This is a genomic window from Sphingomonas sp. ATCC 31555 (assembly GCF_000282895.1).
In the GTDB taxonomy this organism is placed as follows: Bacteria; Pseudomonadota; Alphaproteobacteria; order Sphingomonadales; family Sphingomonadaceae; genus Sphingomonas.
Map to the genome: position 1 here is coordinate 31,085 of NZ_ALBQ01000001.1, position 17,756 is coordinate 48,840.

17 protein-coding genes are annotated in these 17,756 nt (G+C 66.3%); 4 read left to right on the forward strand and 13 right to left on the reverse strand.

What is annotated here, in order from left to right; genetic code table 11:
- Nucleotides 1–43: 43 nt before the first annotated feature.
- The 4 genes from B215_RS0100150 to B215_RS0100165 all read right to left on the reverse strand — a co-directional run bounded on the left by B215_RS0100150 (nucleotide 44) and on the right by B215_RS0100165 (nucleotide 5,136).
- The gene (locus tag B215_RS0100150) at nucleotides 44–730 is read right to left on the reverse strand and encodes a StrG-like protein (RefSeq protein ID WP_236704521.1); all 687 of its coding nucleotides are present in this window, start codon (nucleotides 728–730) and stop codon (nucleotides 44–46) included.
- Nucleotides 727–1,656 carry a hypothetical protein gene (locus B215_RS0100155; RefSeq protein ID WP_019367595.1) on the reverse strand — a complete coding sequence of 310 codons (930 nt, stop codon included), beginning with the start codon at nucleotides 1,654–1,656 and terminating at the stop codon, nucleotides 727–729. The genes B215_RS0100150 and B215_RS0100155 overlap by 4 nt, the downstream gene beginning before the upstream one ends.
- A gap of 50 nt (nucleotides 1,657–1,706) precedes the next feature.
- Nucleotides 1,707–3,059 (reverse strand): SAM-dependent methyltransferase, encoded by a 1,353-nt coding sequence (locus B215_RS0100160; RefSeq protein ID WP_019367596.1) that lies wholly within the window; start codon nucleotides 3,057–3,059, stop codon nucleotides 1,707–1,709.
- Between the two features lie 205 nt (nucleotides 3,060–3,264).
- Nucleotides 3,265–5,136: an ABC-F family ATP-binding cassette domain-containing protein gene (locus B215_RS0100165; protein ID WP_019367597.1), complete on the reverse strand. Its 1,872-nt coding sequence runs from the start codon at nucleotides 5,134–5,136 to the stop codon at nucleotides 3,265–3,267.
- A 132-nt stretch (nucleotides 5,137–5,268) separates the two neighbouring features.
- Between B215_RS0100165 and B215_RS0100170 the strand changes: the two genes are divergently transcribed.
- Both B215_RS0100170 and pdeM read left to right on the forward strand, forming a co-directional pair.
- On the forward strand, nucleotides 5,269–6,675 hold the full coding sequence (locus B215_RS0100170; protein ID WP_019367598.1) for a M20/M25/M40 family metallo-hydrolase: 1,407 nt from the start codon (nucleotides 5,269–5,271) through the stop codon (nucleotides 6,673–6,675).
- A 41-nt stretch (nucleotides 6,676–6,716) separates the two neighbouring features.
- Entirely contained in the window at nucleotides 6,717–7,379 is a 663-nt protein-coding gene (gene pdeM, locus B215_RS0100175) for a ligase-associated DNA damage response endonuclease PdeM (protein WP_019367599.1), read from the forward strand.
- Nucleotides 7,380–7,403: 24 nt separating this feature from the next.
- On the opposite strand, the gene B215_RS20745 is transcribed toward pdeM, so the two are convergent.
- Nucleotides 7,404–7,550, reverse strand: a complete 147-nt coding sequence (locus B215_RS20745) for a hypothetical protein (protein WP_201785402.1) — start codon at nucleotides 7,548–7,550, stop codon at nucleotides 7,404–7,406.
- 16 nt (nucleotides 7,551–7,566) lie between these two features.
- On the opposite strand from B215_RS20745, the gene B215_RS20750 reads away from it, so the two are divergent.
- A complete protein-coding gene (locus tag B215_RS20750) occupies nucleotides 7,567–7,653 on the forward strand; it encodes a helix-turn-helix domain-containing protein (RefSeq protein ID WP_236704523.1) in 87 nt (28 codons plus the stop codon).
- Nucleotides 7,654–7,753: 100 nt separating this feature from the next.
- Here B215_RS20750 and B215_RS0100185 read toward each other — a convergent pair whose 3' ends face one another.
- The 5 genes from B215_RS0100185 to B215_RS0100205 form a co-directional block, all read right to left on the reverse strand.
- Nucleotides 7,754–8,479 carry a head GIN domain-containing protein gene (locus tag B215_RS0100185; RefSeq protein ID WP_019367601.1) on the reverse strand — a complete coding sequence of 242 codons (726 nt, stop codon included), beginning with the start codon at nucleotides 8,477–8,479 and terminating at the stop codon, nucleotides 7,754–7,756.
- A gap of 112 nt (nucleotides 8,480–8,591) precedes the next feature.
- Nucleotides 8,592–9,125: a CarD family transcriptional regulator gene (locus B215_RS0100190; protein WP_019367602.1), complete on the reverse strand. Its 534-nt coding sequence runs from the start codon at nucleotides 9,123–9,125 to the stop codon at nucleotides 8,592–8,594.
- Between the two features lie 259 nt (nucleotides 9,126–9,384).
- On the reverse strand, nucleotides 9,385–9,723 hold the full coding sequence (gene fdxA / locus B215_RS0100195; RefSeq protein ID WP_019367603.1) for a ferredoxin FdxA: 339 nt from the start codon (nucleotides 9,721–9,723) through the stop codon (nucleotides 9,385–9,387).
- A gap of 67 nt (nucleotides 9,724–9,790) precedes the next feature.
- On the reverse strand, nucleotides 9,791–10,102 hold the full coding sequence (locus B215_RS0100200; protein ID WP_019367604.1) for an RNA-binding S4 domain-containing protein: 312 nt from the start codon (nucleotides 10,100–10,102) through the stop codon (nucleotides 9,791–9,793).
- Nucleotides 10,095–12,572 (reverse strand): helicase-related protein, encoded by a 2,478-nt coding sequence (locus B215_RS0100205; RefSeq protein ID WP_019367605.1) that lies wholly within the window; start codon nucleotides 12,570–12,572, stop codon nucleotides 10,095–10,097. The genes B215_RS0100200 and B215_RS0100205 overlap by 8 nt, the downstream gene beginning before the upstream one ends.
- Before the next feature lie 237 nt (nucleotides 12,573–12,809).
- Here B215_RS0100205 and B215_RS0100210 point away from each other — a divergent pair, with 237 nt between their 5' ends.
- Complete coding sequence (locus B215_RS0100210; RefSeq protein ID WP_037512627.1) at nucleotides 12,810–14,288, forward strand: M23 family metallopeptidase; 1,479 nt, start codon at nucleotides 12,810–12,812, stop codon at nucleotides 14,286–14,288.
- Between the two features lie 21 nt (nucleotides 14,289–14,309).
- On the opposite strand, the gene B215_RS0100215 is transcribed toward B215_RS0100210, so the two are convergent.
- The 3 genes from B215_RS0100215 to B215_RS0100225 form a co-directional block, all read right to left on the reverse strand.
- Complete coding sequence (locus B215_RS0100215) at nucleotides 14,310–15,971, reverse strand: ATP-binding protein (RefSeq protein ID WP_019367607.1); 1,662 nt, start codon at nucleotides 15,969–15,971, stop codon at nucleotides 14,310–14,312.
- Nucleotides 15,972–16,037: 66 nt separating this feature from the next.
- Entirely contained in the window at nucleotides 16,038–16,760 is a 723-nt protein-coding gene (locus B215_RS0100220; protein ID WP_019367608.1) for a TIGR02186 family protein, read from the reverse strand.
- 38 nt (nucleotides 16,761–16,798) lie between these two features.
- Nucleotides 16,799–17,713 (reverse strand): sulfite exporter TauE/SafE family protein, encoded by a 915-nt coding sequence (locus B215_RS0100225; protein WP_019367609.1) that lies wholly within the window; start codon nucleotides 17,711–17,713, stop codon nucleotides 16,799–16,801.
- Nucleotides 17,714–17,756 lie beyond the last annotated feature (43 nt).

Consider the following 17,756-nt stretch of genomic DNA (forward strand, 5'->3'; position numbering starts at 1 on the left):
AGGATTTGCGAAGAGCGTCGAGCGGCGGAATTGCGATCGGAAGCTAAACGGACACGCGGAAATCGAACGAAATCCTGGTGCCGCCGCTCATATTGTCGAGCGTGCCGTGCTGCAAATGCGTGCCGTAGAACATCAGCGCCTGGCCATATTCCAGCGTGACGGGCTGGAAGTCGCTAAGGCCGGGCGCGGATTCGAAGTACAGGCTGTTGCTGCCATAGACGCGCGTGACCGGCAGCCAGATATTGAGCGCGGTATCGCGCTGGCCATATTCGCGATCGGTGTGGAACCGCAGGATCGCGCGCGATCCATGAAAATTCACGCGCATCATCGCCTGCGGCTGCTGACTGACGATGCGCGTCACAAAGTCCGAAATGCGATGATGGATAAGGCTGTCTAGCAGCGGCATCGCGCGGTCGATCACGGCGGACCGCAGCGCCTTGCTCACGTCCCAACTGTTGCGCAGCGTCGCGGTGTTCGGCAGCGCATGCACCGGATCCGGTGGGTTCCAGCGCGGATCCTGGTGCAGCGCCTCCAGCGAATCGGTGCCAAAATAGTCGCGGACGACTGCCCGCAGATCCCAGCGCCGAACATCATAGTCGAAAACGAAGGCCATGGGCAGGCGATTGGCGCCCAGCGTGATGCTGTGGTCGCTCAAGCGGCCGTGATGTGCCTGCTCCATAGCCATCGTAAGAACGTCGCTCTGCGGCATGGGATGTGGTTCGGCGTTCACGCTGCCTTGGCAAGCCGCACCGCATGCCGCAGCAACCCTTTTGCTGCGCGCCGGTCCACATCGGGCCGCAGCAGCTTACGAGTTCCGCCAGAGGGATTGTTGGTATCCTGGGCTGCGATGACTTCCACCACTTCCACGATCACTTCGGTCATCACTTCGGTGGTGACTTCGGTCGTCACTTCCGTGGTAACCTCCGTCGTGACTTCCGTGGTCACTTCGGTGGTAACTTCCGTCGTCACTTCGGTGGTTTCGCTCACCATGACGGCGATCATCATGATCGTCGGCGCGCCGGTGGTCGCGGTCGTGCCGGTGACGTTGACATAGGTGGGCTGATCGCCCGCCGTCCACATCATCCCGTAGAAGGTGAGGTTGCCGCTGCTCTTGGCGAACTGAAGGATGGCGTTCTGGGGATTGCCGTCGGCGCTGAACCAGGCAAGCTGATCGATCTCGCCGCTCGAGGTCTGCTCGCCCGTATAGACGGCCTTGTTCACCAGCGCGCCGGAATAGGTGACGTTGGGCGCTTCGATCAGCAGCGTCTGCCCGGTTGAGGTCGCCTGGCCGCTGCTGGTGACGCTGTAGAGGTTATAGGTACCGTTCCAGGTGGAAAGCGATTGCGATGCCACCCCTGCATTGCCGAACAGGTTGTTCGACGCCGGCAGCGCGGCGCTGCCTTGCGCATATTTGCCGACGAAGCCGTTGACGCCCGAGCTCTGGTAGAATGTGAGGCTCGCGGAACTGCCATTGCCGCTGCTCGCCGACCAACTGACGGCAGTACTGCCGCTGAAGCTGGGATTGACGATCGCCACACCATTGACGGAGATCGACTGCGTACTCGTGTCGATCACGACGGGCCCGGGCACATAGGTGGTGCCGTCCGGCTGGAGCCAACTCGTCATGTAGGTGCCGGATGGATCGAAGCTAGCCATAAACCTCTCCTTTCGGGATCGATGCACGCCATCCTGGGACGGCGCAGTCCTCACGCAGTTACGAGTTCCGAGCTTTCGGCGGCATCGTCATCATCTTCGCCGACGACGACATGCTCCATTGCGCGGGTGATGGCCGCCGGCGTGGTGGCGTAGCCATGCTGCTGCAACCAGGCGCCGACGACGCCCTCATATTCGCCGAGCGGCATGGTGCCGCTTTCCACTTCGGCTGCGGCTGCATCCTGCAGATCGTGGTAGGCGCCCGCCAGTTCCGGCCGCAGCAGCGCATCGCCGACGAAGCGAGTCGCTTCCTTTTCCGGATCGCGCTTGAACATCATGCGGGTGACCCCGTGATGCTGCATCAGCAACTGCCGTCGCTCATCTGCCGTCAGGCCCTCACGCCGTTCGAGATAGGCACGAGGTTCGAGGCGGAACGCATCCTGCGCGCGGGGATCGAGCGCCAGTTCGAGCAGCGTTTCGTAGAGCGGTTCGGACGCGAAGCTGAACTTGTACCCGGGTGGCACCGCATGATTGTGGTTATTGCGCCGCGCCACTTCGGCCAGCACGGCATAATCCTCGCGGTTGCAGATCAGCGGATCGCGCCGCGCCTCGTTCACCTTCACGAAGCCCAGCCGCTGTCGCATTGCATCGTCTGCAAGCGCAGCGTCTTTGGCGGGCAGGAAGAAGGTGGAGATGCCGGACACCGTCCGCTTCACCTCCGGATCCCGATAGTCGGCGATCCGGTGGCGATCGATCGTCGGCTCGCCCGAAAACATGTTGGCGACATAGTTGATCGCGATATGATCGGGGCCGTAGATTTCTTCGAGATAATCGAGCAGCACCTCGAACTTGTCGTTCTGATACCCGCCGAACTTGAAGCCCAGGTCGCCGATGCATCCCACCTGCCACAGCACGAAATTGGCGCTCGTATCGATATGGCGGCGACGCAGCAGGAAATCGGTCGCTTCGTAGATCTGGAGGCCCGGGACGCTGGGATCCACACCGAGATCGGCGTAGAGACAGTCTTCTGCGGAAACCGCCGGCAGCATCACGGCGTGATAGCCTTCGCTGCGGGCGATCGCGATCGCGTTGTGGGAAGGTGTGACGAACACGCCCGGATGGCCATAGAAGAGAGCGCAGACATATTTGCCCGCGCGCACTTCCTGCATCGTTCGCTCGATCATCTGCGTATAGGTGATGATCCGTGACTTATCGTCCGCATAATATTGGTATAGATCGAAGCTGTTCTTATTCTGCTTCTGTATCCATATATCGGTGACCGGATCCGCTGCAGCATAGAGCACGATATCTGCGTTACGAATGTGCTGCTGCGCTTCCAGCGTAAAGTGCGAAACCGCCTTGATGCCGGAACCGATGACGACAAGCCTCCCCTTACCCTCTTCCATATGTCCCTCGCTAATTGACGGCATCTTCTGAAACTACGTCAATCAAGAGCGGCATTCACCGATGTTCGGAACTATAATGGAGGAAGACTATAGAGGACTTTGGTCCGTTACGGGTTCATTTCTACAGAATATGGTCGTAGCCACGATGGACGGCGACTCCGCGAGTCCCGCTTGCCGCTGCAGGCGCCAGCCGGGCCCAGTCGCGTCAGGGCGCGAGCTGTTCGAGCGCTTCGCTGGCTTCCATCCAGATCAGCTCCGCCGCCTCGATCTTCGCGGCGACATCGGCGCGGCGCTTCATCAGGTCGGTCATGGTCAACTTGGTCAGCGCGGGCTCGGCATTGGAGGGATCGAACATCGCCTTGTCGAGCGCCGACAGCTGACCCTGCAGCTTGACCACCTCGGCCTCTGCCGCCTTGGCCGCCTTGCGCAGGGCGTTGCCCTTCTCGCGCGCCTCGGCAGCGGCGCGGCGTGCGTCCTTGCGGTTTTCCTTCGAGGCGCCGCCCTTCGATCCCGCCGGATCCTTGGCGAGCACGAAGGCGATATAATCGTCGAGGCTGCCGTCGAACTCGCGCGCAGTGCCCTGGTCGACCAGCACCAGCCGGTCCGCCGTCATCTCCAGCATGTGGCGATCGTGGCTGACCACCACGACCGTGCCGGTATAGCCGTTGAGCGCCTGAATGAGCGCCTCGCGCGCGTCGACGTCGAGGTGGTTGGTCGGCTCGTCGAGGATCAACAAATGCGGCGCATCGCGGGTGATCAATGCCAGCGCCAGGCGTGCCCGCTCGCCGCCCGAAAGCTTGCCGACCTTGGTCGTCGCCTTGTCGCCCGAAAAGCCGAAGCGGCCGAGCTGCGCGCGCACCGCGCCCGGGCTGGCCCCCGCCATGTTGCGCGTCATGTGCTGCAGCGGCGTGTCGTCGCGGTCGAGTTCCTCCACCTGATACTGGGTGAAGTATCCCACCTTCATCTTGCCGCTGCTGTTGATCGCGCCATCCATCGGCGTCAGCTGCGCGGCGAGCAGCCGGGCGAGCGTGGTCTTGCCGTTGCCGTTGCGGCCGAGCAGCGCGATGCGATCGTCGGGATCGATCCGCAGGTTGAGCCGCTGGAGGATCGGCGTCTCGCCATAGCCGACGCTGGCCATGTCGAGCGTGATCAGCGGCGGGCGCAGCTCGTCCGGATTTGGGAAGTCGAAGCTGAGCGAGGGATCGTCGACCAGCTCGGCGATCGGCTGCATCCGGGCCAGCGCCTTCTGCCGGCTCTGCGCCTGCTTGGCTGTCGAGGCGCGGGCCGAGTTGCGCGCGATGTAATCCTGCAGCTTCTCGCGCTCGGCCTGCTGCTTGGCGCGCGCGGCGGCGAGCTGGGCCTGGCGCTCGGCGCGCTGGCGCTCGAATGCGTCATAGCCGCCGGGATAGAGCGTCAGCTTGCCGCGCTCGAGGTGCAGGATGTGATCGACGACATTGTTGAGGAAGTCACGCTCGTGGCTGACCAGCAGGATCGTCGCCGGATAGGACTTCAGAAAGTCCTCCAGCCACAGCACCGCTTCGAGGTCGAGGTGGTTCGAAGGCTCGTCGAGCAGCAGCAGGTCGGGCTGCGAGAAGAGCAGGCTGGCCAGCGCCACGCGCATCCGCCAGCCGCCCGAGAAACTCTCCAGCTCGCGGTGCTGCATCTCTTCGTCGAAGCCGAGCCCGACCAGGATGCGCGCCGCGCGCGAAGGCGCGGCATGCGCGTCGATCGCGATGAGCCGCTCATGGATCTCGCCGATGCGATCGGGATCGTGGCTGGTTTCGCTTTCCTCGAGCAGCGCGGCGCGCTCGATATCGGCGGCGAGCACCGTCTCGAACGGTGTGGCGGTGCCGCCGGGCGCTTCTTGCGCGATATAGCCCAGCTTCGCGCCGCGCGGCATGTCGATGCTGCCGCCATCGGGTTCGAGCTGGCTGGCGATGACCTTTACCAGCGTCGACTTGCCGGCGCCGTTGCGGCCGATCAGGCCGATGCGTCCGCGCGGCGGCAGCTTGGCCGTGGCGTTGTCGAGGATCGTGCGCCCGCCAAGGCGCACCGTGATATCGGTGAGGTTGAGCATGATCGGCAGCCGCCTAGCGCAAGCCGGCGGCCGGCACCAGCCGCTGGGCGCGCCCGGCACAGCGATTGCGCGCCCGATGCTGCCCCTTGGCCGGGGTTGCCGCCGTCGCGCGTCGGGCGTAGCCGGACCGGCATGACCGACTCCACTCTCGCCTTCGCCGATGCCCAGCTGGACGCCAGCATCGAGCGCCTGGCCGCGCTGATGCGCGTGCCCTCCGTCTCCACCGATCCCGCCTATGCCGCCGAATGCCGCCGCGCTGCCGAGCAGCTTGCCGCCGAACTGGCCGAGCTCGGCTTCGCGGCCCGCGTTGCCGATACACCGGGCCACCCGATGGTGGTTGCGCACCATGACGGCGACGGGCCGCACGTGCTGTTCTATGGCCATTACGATGTGCAGCCGGTCGACCCGATCGCGCTGTGGACCCGCGATCCGTTTGATCCGTGGATCGACACGCGCGCAGACAGTTCGAAGACGATCGTCGGCCGCGGCGCCTCGGACGACAAGGGCCAGCTGCGCACCTTTATCGAAGCGTGCCGCGCCTGGAAGGCCGCCGAGGGCCGACTGCCCTGCCGCGTCACCATTCTGTTTGAAGGCGAGGAGGAATCGGGGTCGACCAGCCTGGAGCCGTTCCTTCATGCCCATGCCGAGGAACTGAAAGCCGATTTCGCGCTGATCTGCGACACGCTGATGTGGGATCGCGATACTCCCGGCATCACCATCGGCCTGCGCGGCATGGCAGCCGGCCAGGTGACGGTGCGCGGGCCTTCGCGCGACCTGCACTCCGGCCTCTATGGGGGGGCGGCGCGCAATCCGATCCAGCTGCTCGCCGGCATCCTCGGCGAGATGAAGGATGCGGACGGCCGCGTCACGCTCGACGGCTTCTATGACGGCGTGCCGGATACCGATCCGACCGTGCTCGAAAGCTGGAACAAGCTGGGCTTCGATGCGGCCGACTTCCTGGGTGAAGTGGGCCTGCGGGTGCCGGCCGGCGAGGCGGGCAAGACGGTGCTGGAACAGGTCTGGTCGCGCCCGACGGCCGAGATCAACGGCATCTGGGGCGGCTATATCGGCGAAGGCTTCAAGACGGTGATCCCTGCCGAAGCCCATGCCAAGGTGAGTTTCCGACTGGTCGGCACACAGGACCCCGATCAGGTGTGGGAGGCGTTCCAGGCGCATGTCCGCCGCCGTCTGCCCGAGGATTGCTCGGCCGAGTTCGTCACGCGCGGCCCCGGCAGCTTCGCGATCAGCCTGGCGAGCGACAGCGGTCCTTTGGCAGCCACCCAGGCCGCGCTCGATGCAGAATGGGGCAAATCCGCGCTGCTCGGCTGCGGCGGATCGATCCCGGTGGTCAATTCGATCCGCTCGATCCTGGGGATGGACAGCGTGATGGTCGGCTTCGCGCTGCCCGACGACAACATCCATTCGCCCAACGAAAAATACGAGCTGAAGAGCTTCCATAAGGGCATCCGTTCCTGGGTTCGGATCCTCGGTGCACTCGGTGAGACGACCCGAGTCCAGGCGGAGACCACCGTAGCCTGACGCCCATTGACGCCGGCACGCGGAAGCGGGATAGCACGCCCATGGTTCCCCTTTCGTTCGCCGGCCATGACTTTCGCGCGCTGCCCGAAGGCGCCCTCTATTGGCCGGCGCGGCGGGCGTTGCTCGTCGCCGACCTGCATTTTGAAAAGGCGAGCTGGTTCGCGCTCGGCGGGCAGATGCTACCGCCGTACGACTCGCTGGCGACGTTGGCGGCGCTGACCGCGGTGGTGGAACGGCTGCGGCCGACGGAACTCTGGTGCCTGGGCGACAGTTTCCACGACACCAAGGGGTGCGAGCGCCTGCCCGCCGAGGCGCGGGCGACGCTGACGGCACTGACCGGCGGGCTCGCCTGGCACTGGATCACCGGCAATCACGATCGCGTGCTGGTCGATTCGTGCGGCGGCGTGGTGCACGCCGAAGCCGAGGTCGACGGGCTGATGCTGCGCCACGAAGCGCTGGCCGGAGAGGCACGGCCCGAGCTTTCCGGTCATTTTCACCCGAAGCTGCGGCTCACAGTTCGCGGCCGGCATGTCGCGCGGCGCTGCTTCGTGGCAACGCAGAGCAAGCTGATCCTGCCGGCGTTCGGCGCGCTCACCGGCGGGCTGGATGCGGGGCATCCAGAGATCGTTCGCGCGGTGGGTCCCGGCGCCGAAGCGCTGGTGGCGACCGAACACAAGCTGCTGCGCTTCCCGCTGGCGGCCTGACCGGCGCGCGCCCGGGCACCGGCATCAGCCGTACAGATCGTTGCGCACACCATGCGCATAGTGCGCGTCGATGGCCTCCTTGGCAGACGCGTCCTGCTGGGTCATGGCGGCGAGCATTTGCCCCGGCGTAGGCAGGCTTTTCCGATCCAGATAGGAGGGGCGCGCCGTCACTACCGTCGCGCTGGATCTGGGCTATGACAGCGTCAGTGCCTTCATCGCCTTCTTCAAACGCTCACTCGGCGTCACGCCATCGGCCTATTTCCGGCGGAGTTGAAAGCGATCTGCCCGCGCCTGGTCGCCGTCGCGTAGGGCAGCACCGCGGAGCGAGCGCGAGAACGCTCCCGCTGGCGGCGGGAGCTTCGACACCGATCATCTCACGAACACTTCGCCGCACCCGAGCCCACTTTGCTGACGTCGCACTTGGCGCCGCCGCGCAGTTCGACATCGCCTGAGCCCAGGATTGCGATGGAGGCCGCGCCCGGCACGTTCGCGCGCACATTGCCCGATCCCGCAATCGAGATGTCTGCACCCTTTGCGGTCAGACTCTCGCCGTGGAGATCGCCCGATCCCGCCACGGAAACATCCAGCGACTCCGCGCGCCCTGCAACGGTGATGTTGCCCGAACCGGCGATCGACAGCGATGCCTTGTTCGCCGAAAGCGCGGCGATATCGAGGTCACCCGATCCTGCCACGGCGCCGTCAAAGGCGCCTTCCGCGCGATCGACCCGCATCGTGCCCGAACCCGCCACCACGGCATCGGTCAGCTTCGGCAATACGACATGGATCTTCGCCCCGCGATCGCCGCCGCCGAGCCAACTGCTGCCGCCGCTCTTGCGCCCGACTTGCAGCGTATCGCCGTCGAGGCGGATGTCGAGCTGATCGAGTACCTTGGGATCCCCTTCCGCCTGGACCGAAAAGGCGTTGCCGATGCGCACATCCACATCGTCCGAACTTTTAAGTGCCACGCCGGTGAAGCCGCTGGCGGCGAAGCTGCGCGTGCCGCCGGTGCCGCTTCCCTCAACCTTGGCGCCGCTATTTCCCCAGCTCGCGTTGCAGGCGGTGGCGAGGGGCAGCAGGACAAGGGCTGGCAACAGACGCATGAGAAACCTCCCGATCGTGTGTTGCCGGTATAATACACGATCGAACGGTAACGAAAAGGGGGCGCGGCCGATTTGGCCCGCCCCCTTTTGATCCGACCCGTTCCGCGCCCAATCAGGCGGGAATCTTGTCCTTGTTGTGGATCGCCGCGGCCTTGCGCAGGATATCCAGGATCTTCTCCAGCGCCGCCGGCTCGGTCAGCTCTTCCATCGCGGCGAGTTCGCGCGCGAGGCGGCTGGCCGCACCTTCAAAGATCTGGCGTTCGGAATAGCTCTGCTCGGGCTGGTCGTCCGCACGGAACAGATCGCGCACCACTTCGGCGATCGACACTAGGTCGCCCGAGTTGATCTTCGCTTCATATTCCTGGGCGCGGCGCGACCACATGGTACGCTTGACCTTGGGCTTGCCCTTCAACGTGTCGAGCGCTTCGCGCAGCGTCTTGTCGCTGGAGAGCTTGCGCATGCCAACGCTTTCCGCCTTGTTGGTCGGTACGCGCAGCGTCATTTTCTCTTTTTCGAAACGAAGTACGTAGAGCTCGAGCTGCATGCCTGCAATTTCCTGCTTCTGCAGCTCGATAACACGGCCAACACCGTGCTTGGGGTAAACGACATAATCGCCGACGTCGAAGGACAGCGCCTTTGCAGCCATGTGCGAGGAACCTTTCGTGAATTACCGGCCCCGGTGGGATTGCGGAGCCCGTCCGGAACCGCGAGGCGCGGCGGATAGGCTGGATCGGGGCATACGCTAGCGTCTCCGGGCGGAAGCGAGTCTAAATGCCTCCGTCGCAGTCCTTTTAACATGCTCGTAATAAAATTACCAGCCAAACGTCACCAGCGCCGCACAGAAAACTGCACGACGTGGCCCAAATCGGGCGCGGTTGGCGGTATTCCGGCGACTGCCGCCGGGATCAGGATCCGCTGCCGGGATTGGGCGAGAAATATTTGTCGAACTTGTCCGCCTCGGCCTTCATCGCATCCGCATCGGCAGGCGCTTCGCCCTTGATGGTGATGTTGGGCCACTGCTCCGAATAGACACGGTTCAGCTCGAGCCACTTTTCCAGGCCGTTTTCGGTATCCGGCAGGATCGCCTCTGCGGGGCACTCGGGCTCGCACACGCCGCAATCGATGCACTCGCTGGGGTTGATGACGAGCATGTTCTCGCCTTCATAGAAGCAGTCCACCGGACAAACCTCGACACAATCCATGTACTTGCACCGGATGCATGCGTCGGTGACGACATAGGTCATGGGAGAAACAGTCCTTGGTTGCGAACGATCAATGCGGGGGTCCTGCTATGCGCGGGAGGCGCGCACGTCAATCTCGGGACACACTCTGAACGCCGGGATCGGTCACGAGATCCTCGTAACAACCCCGCGCCTCGCCCGGCGGGCCCCGCCGGATCGGCAGCGCGGTGACGCGCAGCACCCGTACCTTGCCCAGAATCGGAAAGGCCAGAATCGCACCGACCCGCACCGAGGCGGAAGATCGCTCCACCCGGCGACCATCGATCCGCAGCAGCCCCTTTTCGCACAACGCCTGCGCCCCGCTGCGAGTCTTCACGATCCGCGCGTACCAGAGGAAGCGATCTAGCCGCATCGCCGGGCCATGGCCTTGCGGTTCAGCCATTGCGCAGCGCTGCCAGCGCGGCGAAGGCGTTGCCGGGCGCTACGACCGGCTTGGGCTTGGCAAGCGGGGTCAGTCCCTGCCAAATCCAACGCTGCGGGGCGTCGGCGTCGCCGCGCGCGGTGCGGAAGCCGAGCTGTGCCATCAGCCGGGCGATCGTCTCCGGCTTGAGGCCGATCGAGGTAGCAAGTGCCGGATCGGGCGCGAAGGGCTTGCGGCCCTGGCGCGCTTCGTGCGCGGCGCGGGCGATACGCTCGACCAGGTCGACACGCACCGCCTGCGCGCCGAAGGGGCGAAATCCATGGGCGAGATCCGCGCCTGCGGCGTCGCGCGGCAGCACGACGGCGGCATCGGGCGGCACCTGCTCCAGCCCCATCAGCGCGCGGCGACGGGCGGCGGCACGCGGCTTGAGCAGCGAAGGTGCGAACACGTCGAGCGTTCCGATCGTCATGCCGATCTTGCGCAGCCGGTGGCGCGCCGAGCCGTCGAGCGCTTCCAGCATCCCGCCCGCCGCGCGGCGGGGCAGGAGGCCGCCCTGTTCGAGCAGCGCAGTCGCGAGCGCGCGCAAGGGGGCCCCTGCCGCTTCCTCCCGGGTGATCGCGTCGAGCTTGGCAAGAACCGGAAGATCGGCCTGCACCCGCTCGGCGAACCAGCGCTCCAGCCGCGTCTGCACGGCGGTCTTGGCTTGCGGGTCCAGCACATCGAGCGCACGATCGAGCTGCACGCGCGGCCGCACCAGGTTTGCGCCCGGCTTGAGCAGCGCGACATCGTGGCCGCGCCAGTGGATCGCGGTGCCGATCTGCGCCAGCTCGCCGTCCGGCGCGTCCGCCAACGCGGAGCCGCGGCGGCGATATTCCCCCGCGAGCCGCTTCTCGGCGGCGGCGAGCAGCATCCGCTTGTCGCCCGCCCGGGCCTCGGCGGCGACCTTGAAACGGAAGCCTTCCAGCGTGCCGAGCGGATGCTCCTCGACGCTCACTTCGCCTTCAGGGCCGATCGTCACCGGCAGCGTGGAAGCGTCCGCGCCGATCTGGCGCAGCAGCACCGTGGTGCGCTTGTCCACAAAGCGCTGGGTTAGGCTGGCATGCAGCGCGTCGGACAGCTTCTCCTCGATCGCGCGGGTCCGCTCGGCCCAGTGCGCAGGCTGCTCCAGCCAATCGGCGCGGTGGGCGATATAGGCCCAGCTTCTCGCCGCGGCGATGCGGCCGGCGAGCGTCTCGACATCGCCGCCCATATTATCGAGCCGCTGGATCTCGTCGGCGAACCATTGATGCGGCAGATGCCCGCGCCCTTCGGAAAGGTGCCCGAAGATGCGCCCGACGAAGCGCGCATGGGGATCGACGCCCAGCTTGCGGAAATCCGGCAGGCCGCACGCCGCCCAGAGCCGCGCCACCATGCGCGGGCTGCGCACCCGCGCGCGGACCCAGTCCTCGTCGGCCAGGCGTTTGAGCACCGCCAGGTCGGTAGCCTGGGGGGCAGCGCGCAGCACCTCGGCCTGAGGCCGGGCCTCCAGGCTGGCGACCAGCGCATCGATACTGGAAAAGTCCGGCTCGCCCTGCCGCCAATAGAGATGCTCGAGCTTCGGCACCTGATGGCCCTCGATCGCCAGCACTTCCTCGGGCGTGAAGGCGCTCGGCCCCTCTTCGTGCAGCGCGCCGAAAGTGCCGTCCTTCTGGTGGCGCCCGGCGCGACCGGCGATCTGCGCCATCTCGGCGATGGTCAGCCGCCGCTGGCGCCGCCCGTCGAACTTGTGGAGCGAGGCGAAGGCGACATGGTGGACATCCATGTTGAGCCCCATGCCGATCGCATCGGTGGCGACGAGATAATCGACCTCGCCCGCCTGGAACATCGCCACCTGGGCGTTGCGGGTGCGCGGGGACAGCGCTCCCATCACCACGGCCGCACCGCCCCGCAGGCGGCGCAGCGCCTCGGCCACGGCATAGACTTCCTCGGCCGAGAAGGCGACGATCGCCGAGCGGCGCGGCAGGCGGGACAGCTTCTTGGCACCGGCATAGCTGAGCGTGGAGAAGCGCGGCCGGCCGACGATCTCGGCTTCCGGCACCAGCGCCTTCAGCATCGGCCGCAGACTGTCCGAGCCCAGAATCATGGTCTCCTCGCGGCCCCGCGCGCGCAGCAGCCGATCGGTGAAGACATGGCCGCGCTCCGGATCGGCGCCCAGCTGCGCTTCGTCGAGCGCAACGAACGCCGTCTCGCGTTCCAGCGGCATGCTCTCCGCCGTACAGCAGAACCAGCGGGCCTTGGGCGGCAGGATCTTCTCCTCGCCGGTGATCAGCGCGACTTCGGTGGGACCCTTCATCCGCACGACCCGGTCGTAGACCTCGCGCGCTAGCAGCCGCAGCGGGAACCCGATCATGCCGCTGGCATGGCCGCACATCCGTTCGACCGCGAGGTGGGTCTTGCCGGTATTGGTGGGCCCAAGCACTGCCGTGACGGGCGAACGGGCGAACTGGCTCATGTTGCCGTCCAAGATCGTCGCGCACGTCGCGTAAGGCAACTCCCCCGCGCCGGCTTTTCCGCGCTCCCGCGCCGGTTTCGGCCGAATCGGCCGTTTCGGCGCAGCTTCCGCACGGACTGGCGCGAACAACTGCCGAAGCTGGCGAACTTAATTTGACTTTAAGGCCCCAAACCCAGAGTCCTTCGATGGACGCGTCGCTTCATGCCGCGCGCAATCGGGCATCAAAGGCAGCATCGCTTGTTCTTTCGCGACGATCATGGCTCGGGCCTTGCCGGTGGCGGCGGCGGTCTGGCGCGCGCGATCCCTGCCGTGGTGCCTGCGAAGCTGGGCCATCGCCTCGCCGGGCTCGATCTCGTTCCCGATCTTGGCGCCGACATCGGATCGCCCACCTGGTTCCGCGGCGCCGCGACCTGTGCTGCGCTATGCGCTGCCACCTGGATGCTGGCGCCCAGCGTCGACCAGCCGATCCTGGGCATCGCCCCCGCCCCGCTTTCCGGCAAGGCCGAACAGGCGCAGCAGGCGCAGGCGATCGCGCCGCTCGCCAGCGGGTCGCGCACCGGCATTCATGCCGCGCCCACGCGCCTTGTCCAACCGCTAGGCGACACGCCCGAACGGCCGATCATCGAGCACGAAGCGAAGCTGGGAAGCGGCACGATGCTGCGCAGTGTGCTGCAACGGTCCGGCGTGGGCGAAGCCGATGCCGGGATTGCCGCGCGCCTGGTCGCCGATGCGATGCCGCTGGGCAGCATCCAGCGCAACACCCTGCTGGAGATGACGCTCGGCCGGCGGCCGGACAAGTCGCAGCCACGCCCGCTGGAGCGGCTCGCCTTCCGTGCTGCATTCGATCGGCGGATCGAGATCACCCGCACCGGCGCGGCACTCGCCATCAAATCGATTCCGATCGCGATCGATAGGACACCGCTGCGTGTCCAGGGGCTGATCGGATCCAGCCTCTATCGCTCCGCCCGCGCCGCCGGTGCCCCCGCGAAGGCGGTTGAGGCGTTCCTGCGCACCGTTTCCAGCCGGGTCCCCGTGTCGCGACTGGGCGCTTCGTGCAAGTTCGACCTGATCCTGGGTCAGGCGCGCGCCGCAACGGGCGAAGTGCAATATGGCCAGCTGATGTATGCCGGCGTCACCGGCTGCGCCAACGGCATCAAGCTGGCCCCTTGGGAAAGCGGCGGCAAGACCGAATGGTTCGATGCCGGTGGCACGGGCGGCAAAACCGGCATGATGACGATGCCGGTCAATGGCCGCTTCTCCTCCGCCTTCGGCATGCGGACGCATCCGATCCTCGGCTTCAACCGGATGCACAAGGGGATCGACATCGCCGCGCCTTACGGGTCCCCCGTCTATGCGGCGGTCGATGGCGTGGTGCGTGTGGCTGGCCGCTCCGCCGGCTATGGCAACCTTGTCCGCATCGATCATGGCAGCGGATTCGGCACAGGCTATGCGCATCTGAGCAAGATCCTGGTCCGTCCGGGACAATCGGTGCGCAAGGGCCAGCAGATCGCCCGCAGCGGCAATTCGGGCTTGTCGACCGGCCCGCATCTCCATTTCGAAACGACCCGCAACGGCGCCGCCGTTAATCCGCGCGGCGTGTCGTTCGTCTCGGTACGGCGCCTGACCGGCGGCGCGCTGGGGGCGTTCCAGGCGCGGCTGCGCAGCCTCATGGCGGTGCCGGTGGGGCATGGCGCCCAGCCCGAGGACGCCGAATAGCCTTTCCCTAAGGAACGCCGGTCAGCGTCCTTGGGCGCGCCAGCGGCGGATCGTGCGCTCCAGCATCGCCTCCTCTCCACCCGCCTCGCGCCAGAGGGTAGAGAAGTGCGGATCGTCGGAGGCTGGGCGCTTGCTAGGCTCCAGCTCGTCGAACACCAGCCGCACCGGCGTGGCCACGCCTTCGCCGACCGCGATACATTCGCGGTTCCGCAGCGCCGGCACCGCGTCGAGAAAGCCACGGGTTCCTTCCGGCATGGCGGCGCGTACGAACGCCTGGTCGCGCTCGTTGTTGAGCCGCATCGTCAGAATCGTGCCGCACTGCGAAAGCACGCCTTCGGCCAAGTCCGAGGGCCGCTGAGTGATCAGACCCAGCGAGACGCCGTACTTCCGGCCTTCCTTCGCAATGCGACTGAGGATGCGCCCGACGGAGGAGCCCAAGGCGGCGCCTTCGCTGGGCACATAGCGGTGCGCTTCCTCGCACACGAGCAGCACCGGTCGCCGCGCCTCTCCGCGCGACCAGATCGCGAAATCGAAGACGAGGCGGCTGAGCACGGCGACCACGACAGCGGTGATCTCGCTCGGCACGCCGGAAACATCGATGATCGAGATCGGCTTGCCGCCGCCCGGCAGACGGAAGATGCGCGCGAGGAAGCCGGCCATCGTATCCGCCACCAACATGCCGGAGAACATGAAGGCGTAGCGCGGGTCGCCCTTCACCTCGTCAATCTTGGCGCGCAGGCGAAGATAAGGCGCGGTATCGGTCGCCTTGTCGATGCGGCCCATTTCCTGCGTAAGCGCGTTGGTCAGGTCCGAGAGCAGATAGGGTACCGGCGCGTCGACCGTGAGCTTGCCGATCTCCTGCCCGAGCCGGTTCCTGGCCCGCGCGGCGAGCAGGCATTTGGCGAGGATATCGGCATCCACCTGCCGTTCCGGCCCCGCGGCGGTGAGGAACACCTCGCAATGTTCCTCGAAGTTCATCAGCCAATAGGGCAGTTGCAGGTTCGACACGTCGAACAACGCGCCCTGTTCGGCGAAGGCGCTGCCATATTCGCCGTGCGGATCGATCATGACGATATGGCCTTGCGGCGCCAGCGCGCAGATTCGGTGGAGCAGCAGCGCCGCCGCCGTAGACTTGCCGGTGCCGGTGGAGCCGAGCAGGGCGAAATGCCGACCGAGCAGCGCATCCACCGCAAGGGCGGCGCGGATGTCCCGGGTCGGGTAGACCGTGCCTACGTCGATATGGACGCTGGACTCCGCCGCATACACGTCGCGCAAATCGGCGGCCGGCATGGCGAACACCGCCGCACCCGGCAGCGGATAGCGTGTCACGCCCCGATGGAAGCGATGGAGCCTGCCGGTCAGCCGTTCCTCGTCGCCCTCTCCCAGCAGATCGATCTGCGCGGCGATACGGCCCGCCTCGTCAAGCCGGGCGGTGCGGAGGCTCGCCACTAACCAGCGCGTGCCGACGCGGATCTTCACGGGCGTTCCCACCTGCCCGGCCTGCGCCAGCAGCGTATCGGCATGGGCCGCGAGCGCGTCGAGCGCGGCCGGATCGAGCAGCACTTCGCTGGACGCGCCGCCGATTTGCAGCACCGCCCCGATCGGGACAAGCGCAGCCGCAGAAGGCGGAATCGCGTTGGCTGCATCCGGTTCGAACACTAGCCTGCTGGACACGCCTTCCATCGTCCTTCCCCCAAAAAGGAAACACTGCATGGACCGGCCGAAGTAAAGATTGCGTGTGGCAGGCGCTCAGAATCGCCGCCAGAGCGCGCCCGCGCCCCAGCCGAACAGGAACGATACACCGACGGCGACCAGGCCATAGACAATCGAATGCTGGTCGGCGCTGGTCGCGACGAACCGCTCGAAGCCCGATTTGCGGATCTCGATCGGGCGGACCGCCGCGGCGAGCACGCGGCCGTCGCGGATCAGGAAGGTCTCTGCGGTGAAGCGGCCCACCGGCACCCGTGCCGGGATGGTCAGCCGGGCGCGATACAGGACGCCGTCGGTAATCTCCACGGCGCGCGGTGCTTCGTAGAACAGCCGGCTGCGCTGCTTGAGATCGACGAAGCCGCGATCGAACCGTGCCTGCACGTCCGGCGAAGCGGCGGAGGCGGGCGACAGCTGCAGGCTTTCCAACCCCAGTTCGTAGATCGCGCGGGTGCGCTCGTCGACCAGCTCGTTGATCGGACGCGACGAGGCCATGGCGTAGAAGCTGGGTGCCGAGCGATAGCGCATCTGATCGGCGTTCACCCAGATGCCCGCTACCTTGCTCTTTTCGCGGACCACCACCGATTCGGTCGGCCCTTTCACCACCACCACCACATCGGCCGGCTTCTGGCCCTGCGCCGTGGCATGGCCGCCGGGATAGAGGATTGCGCCGAACAGCAGCAGCTCCGCGCCGGTAAAGCTGTACGCGATCTCGATGTCGCGCTGCGAAACGTCCGGCACCAGTTCCGGCTTGGCCTGCCCCATCACCAACGGGGCAAGCAGCGCCAGAAACCCTGCGCGTCTCACGCCGCGGTCACCGAATAGATTTCGTCGGGCCGCCAGGCGAGGCCTAGCAGCATCCGCGCTGCCACGCCCAGCACGATCACGGCGAGCAACAGCCGCAGATATTCGGGCTTTGCCTTGGCGGCGAAGCGGGCACCGAGCTGCGCGCCGATAACCGATCCCAGCAGCAGCAGGATCGCAAGCACGATATCCACCGCCTTGGTGGTAGTGGCATGCACCATCGTTGCGACCGCCGTGGTGAACAGCGTCTGGAACAGCGAGGTGCCGACCACCGTCTGCGTGCCCATGCCCAGGATGTAGAGCATCGCCGGCACCAGGATGAAGCCGCCGCCCACACCGAGCAACATGGTGAGAATGCCGGTAAAGAAGCCGAGCAGCAGCGGCGCCAGCGGCGAGATGTAGAGACCGGAGGCGTAGAAGCGCCAGCGGAACGGCAACGCCGCCACCATCGGATGATGCCGCCGCTTGCGTGCCTTGGCCACGGCCTTGCCCCGCGAGACGCGGATCACGCCGACCGACTCGCGGAACATCAGCCCGCCGATCGATCCGAGCAGCACGACATAGAGCACGCCGATCACCACATCGATCTGCCCGCTCGCCTGAAGCACCGTGAACAGCCACGCACCCATGATGCTGCCGAGGATGCCCCCGGCAACCAGCACTGCGCCCATCTGCAGGTCCACTCCCTTGCGGCGGAGATGGGCGAAGACCCCCGAAACGCTGGCGCCCGTCACCTGGCTGGCGGCAGAGGCGGCGGCGACAGTCGGCGGAATGCCGTAAAAGATCAGCAGCGGCGTGGTGAGGAAGCCCCCGCCGACCCCGAACATGCCCGACAACAGGCCGACGCCGAGCCCAAGGGCGACGATGAACAGCGCGTTGACCGACAGGTTGGCGATCGGGAGATAGAGATCCATGCGTGCCTAGCTCTACTCGCTTTGCACATGGCTGCGAAAGGGC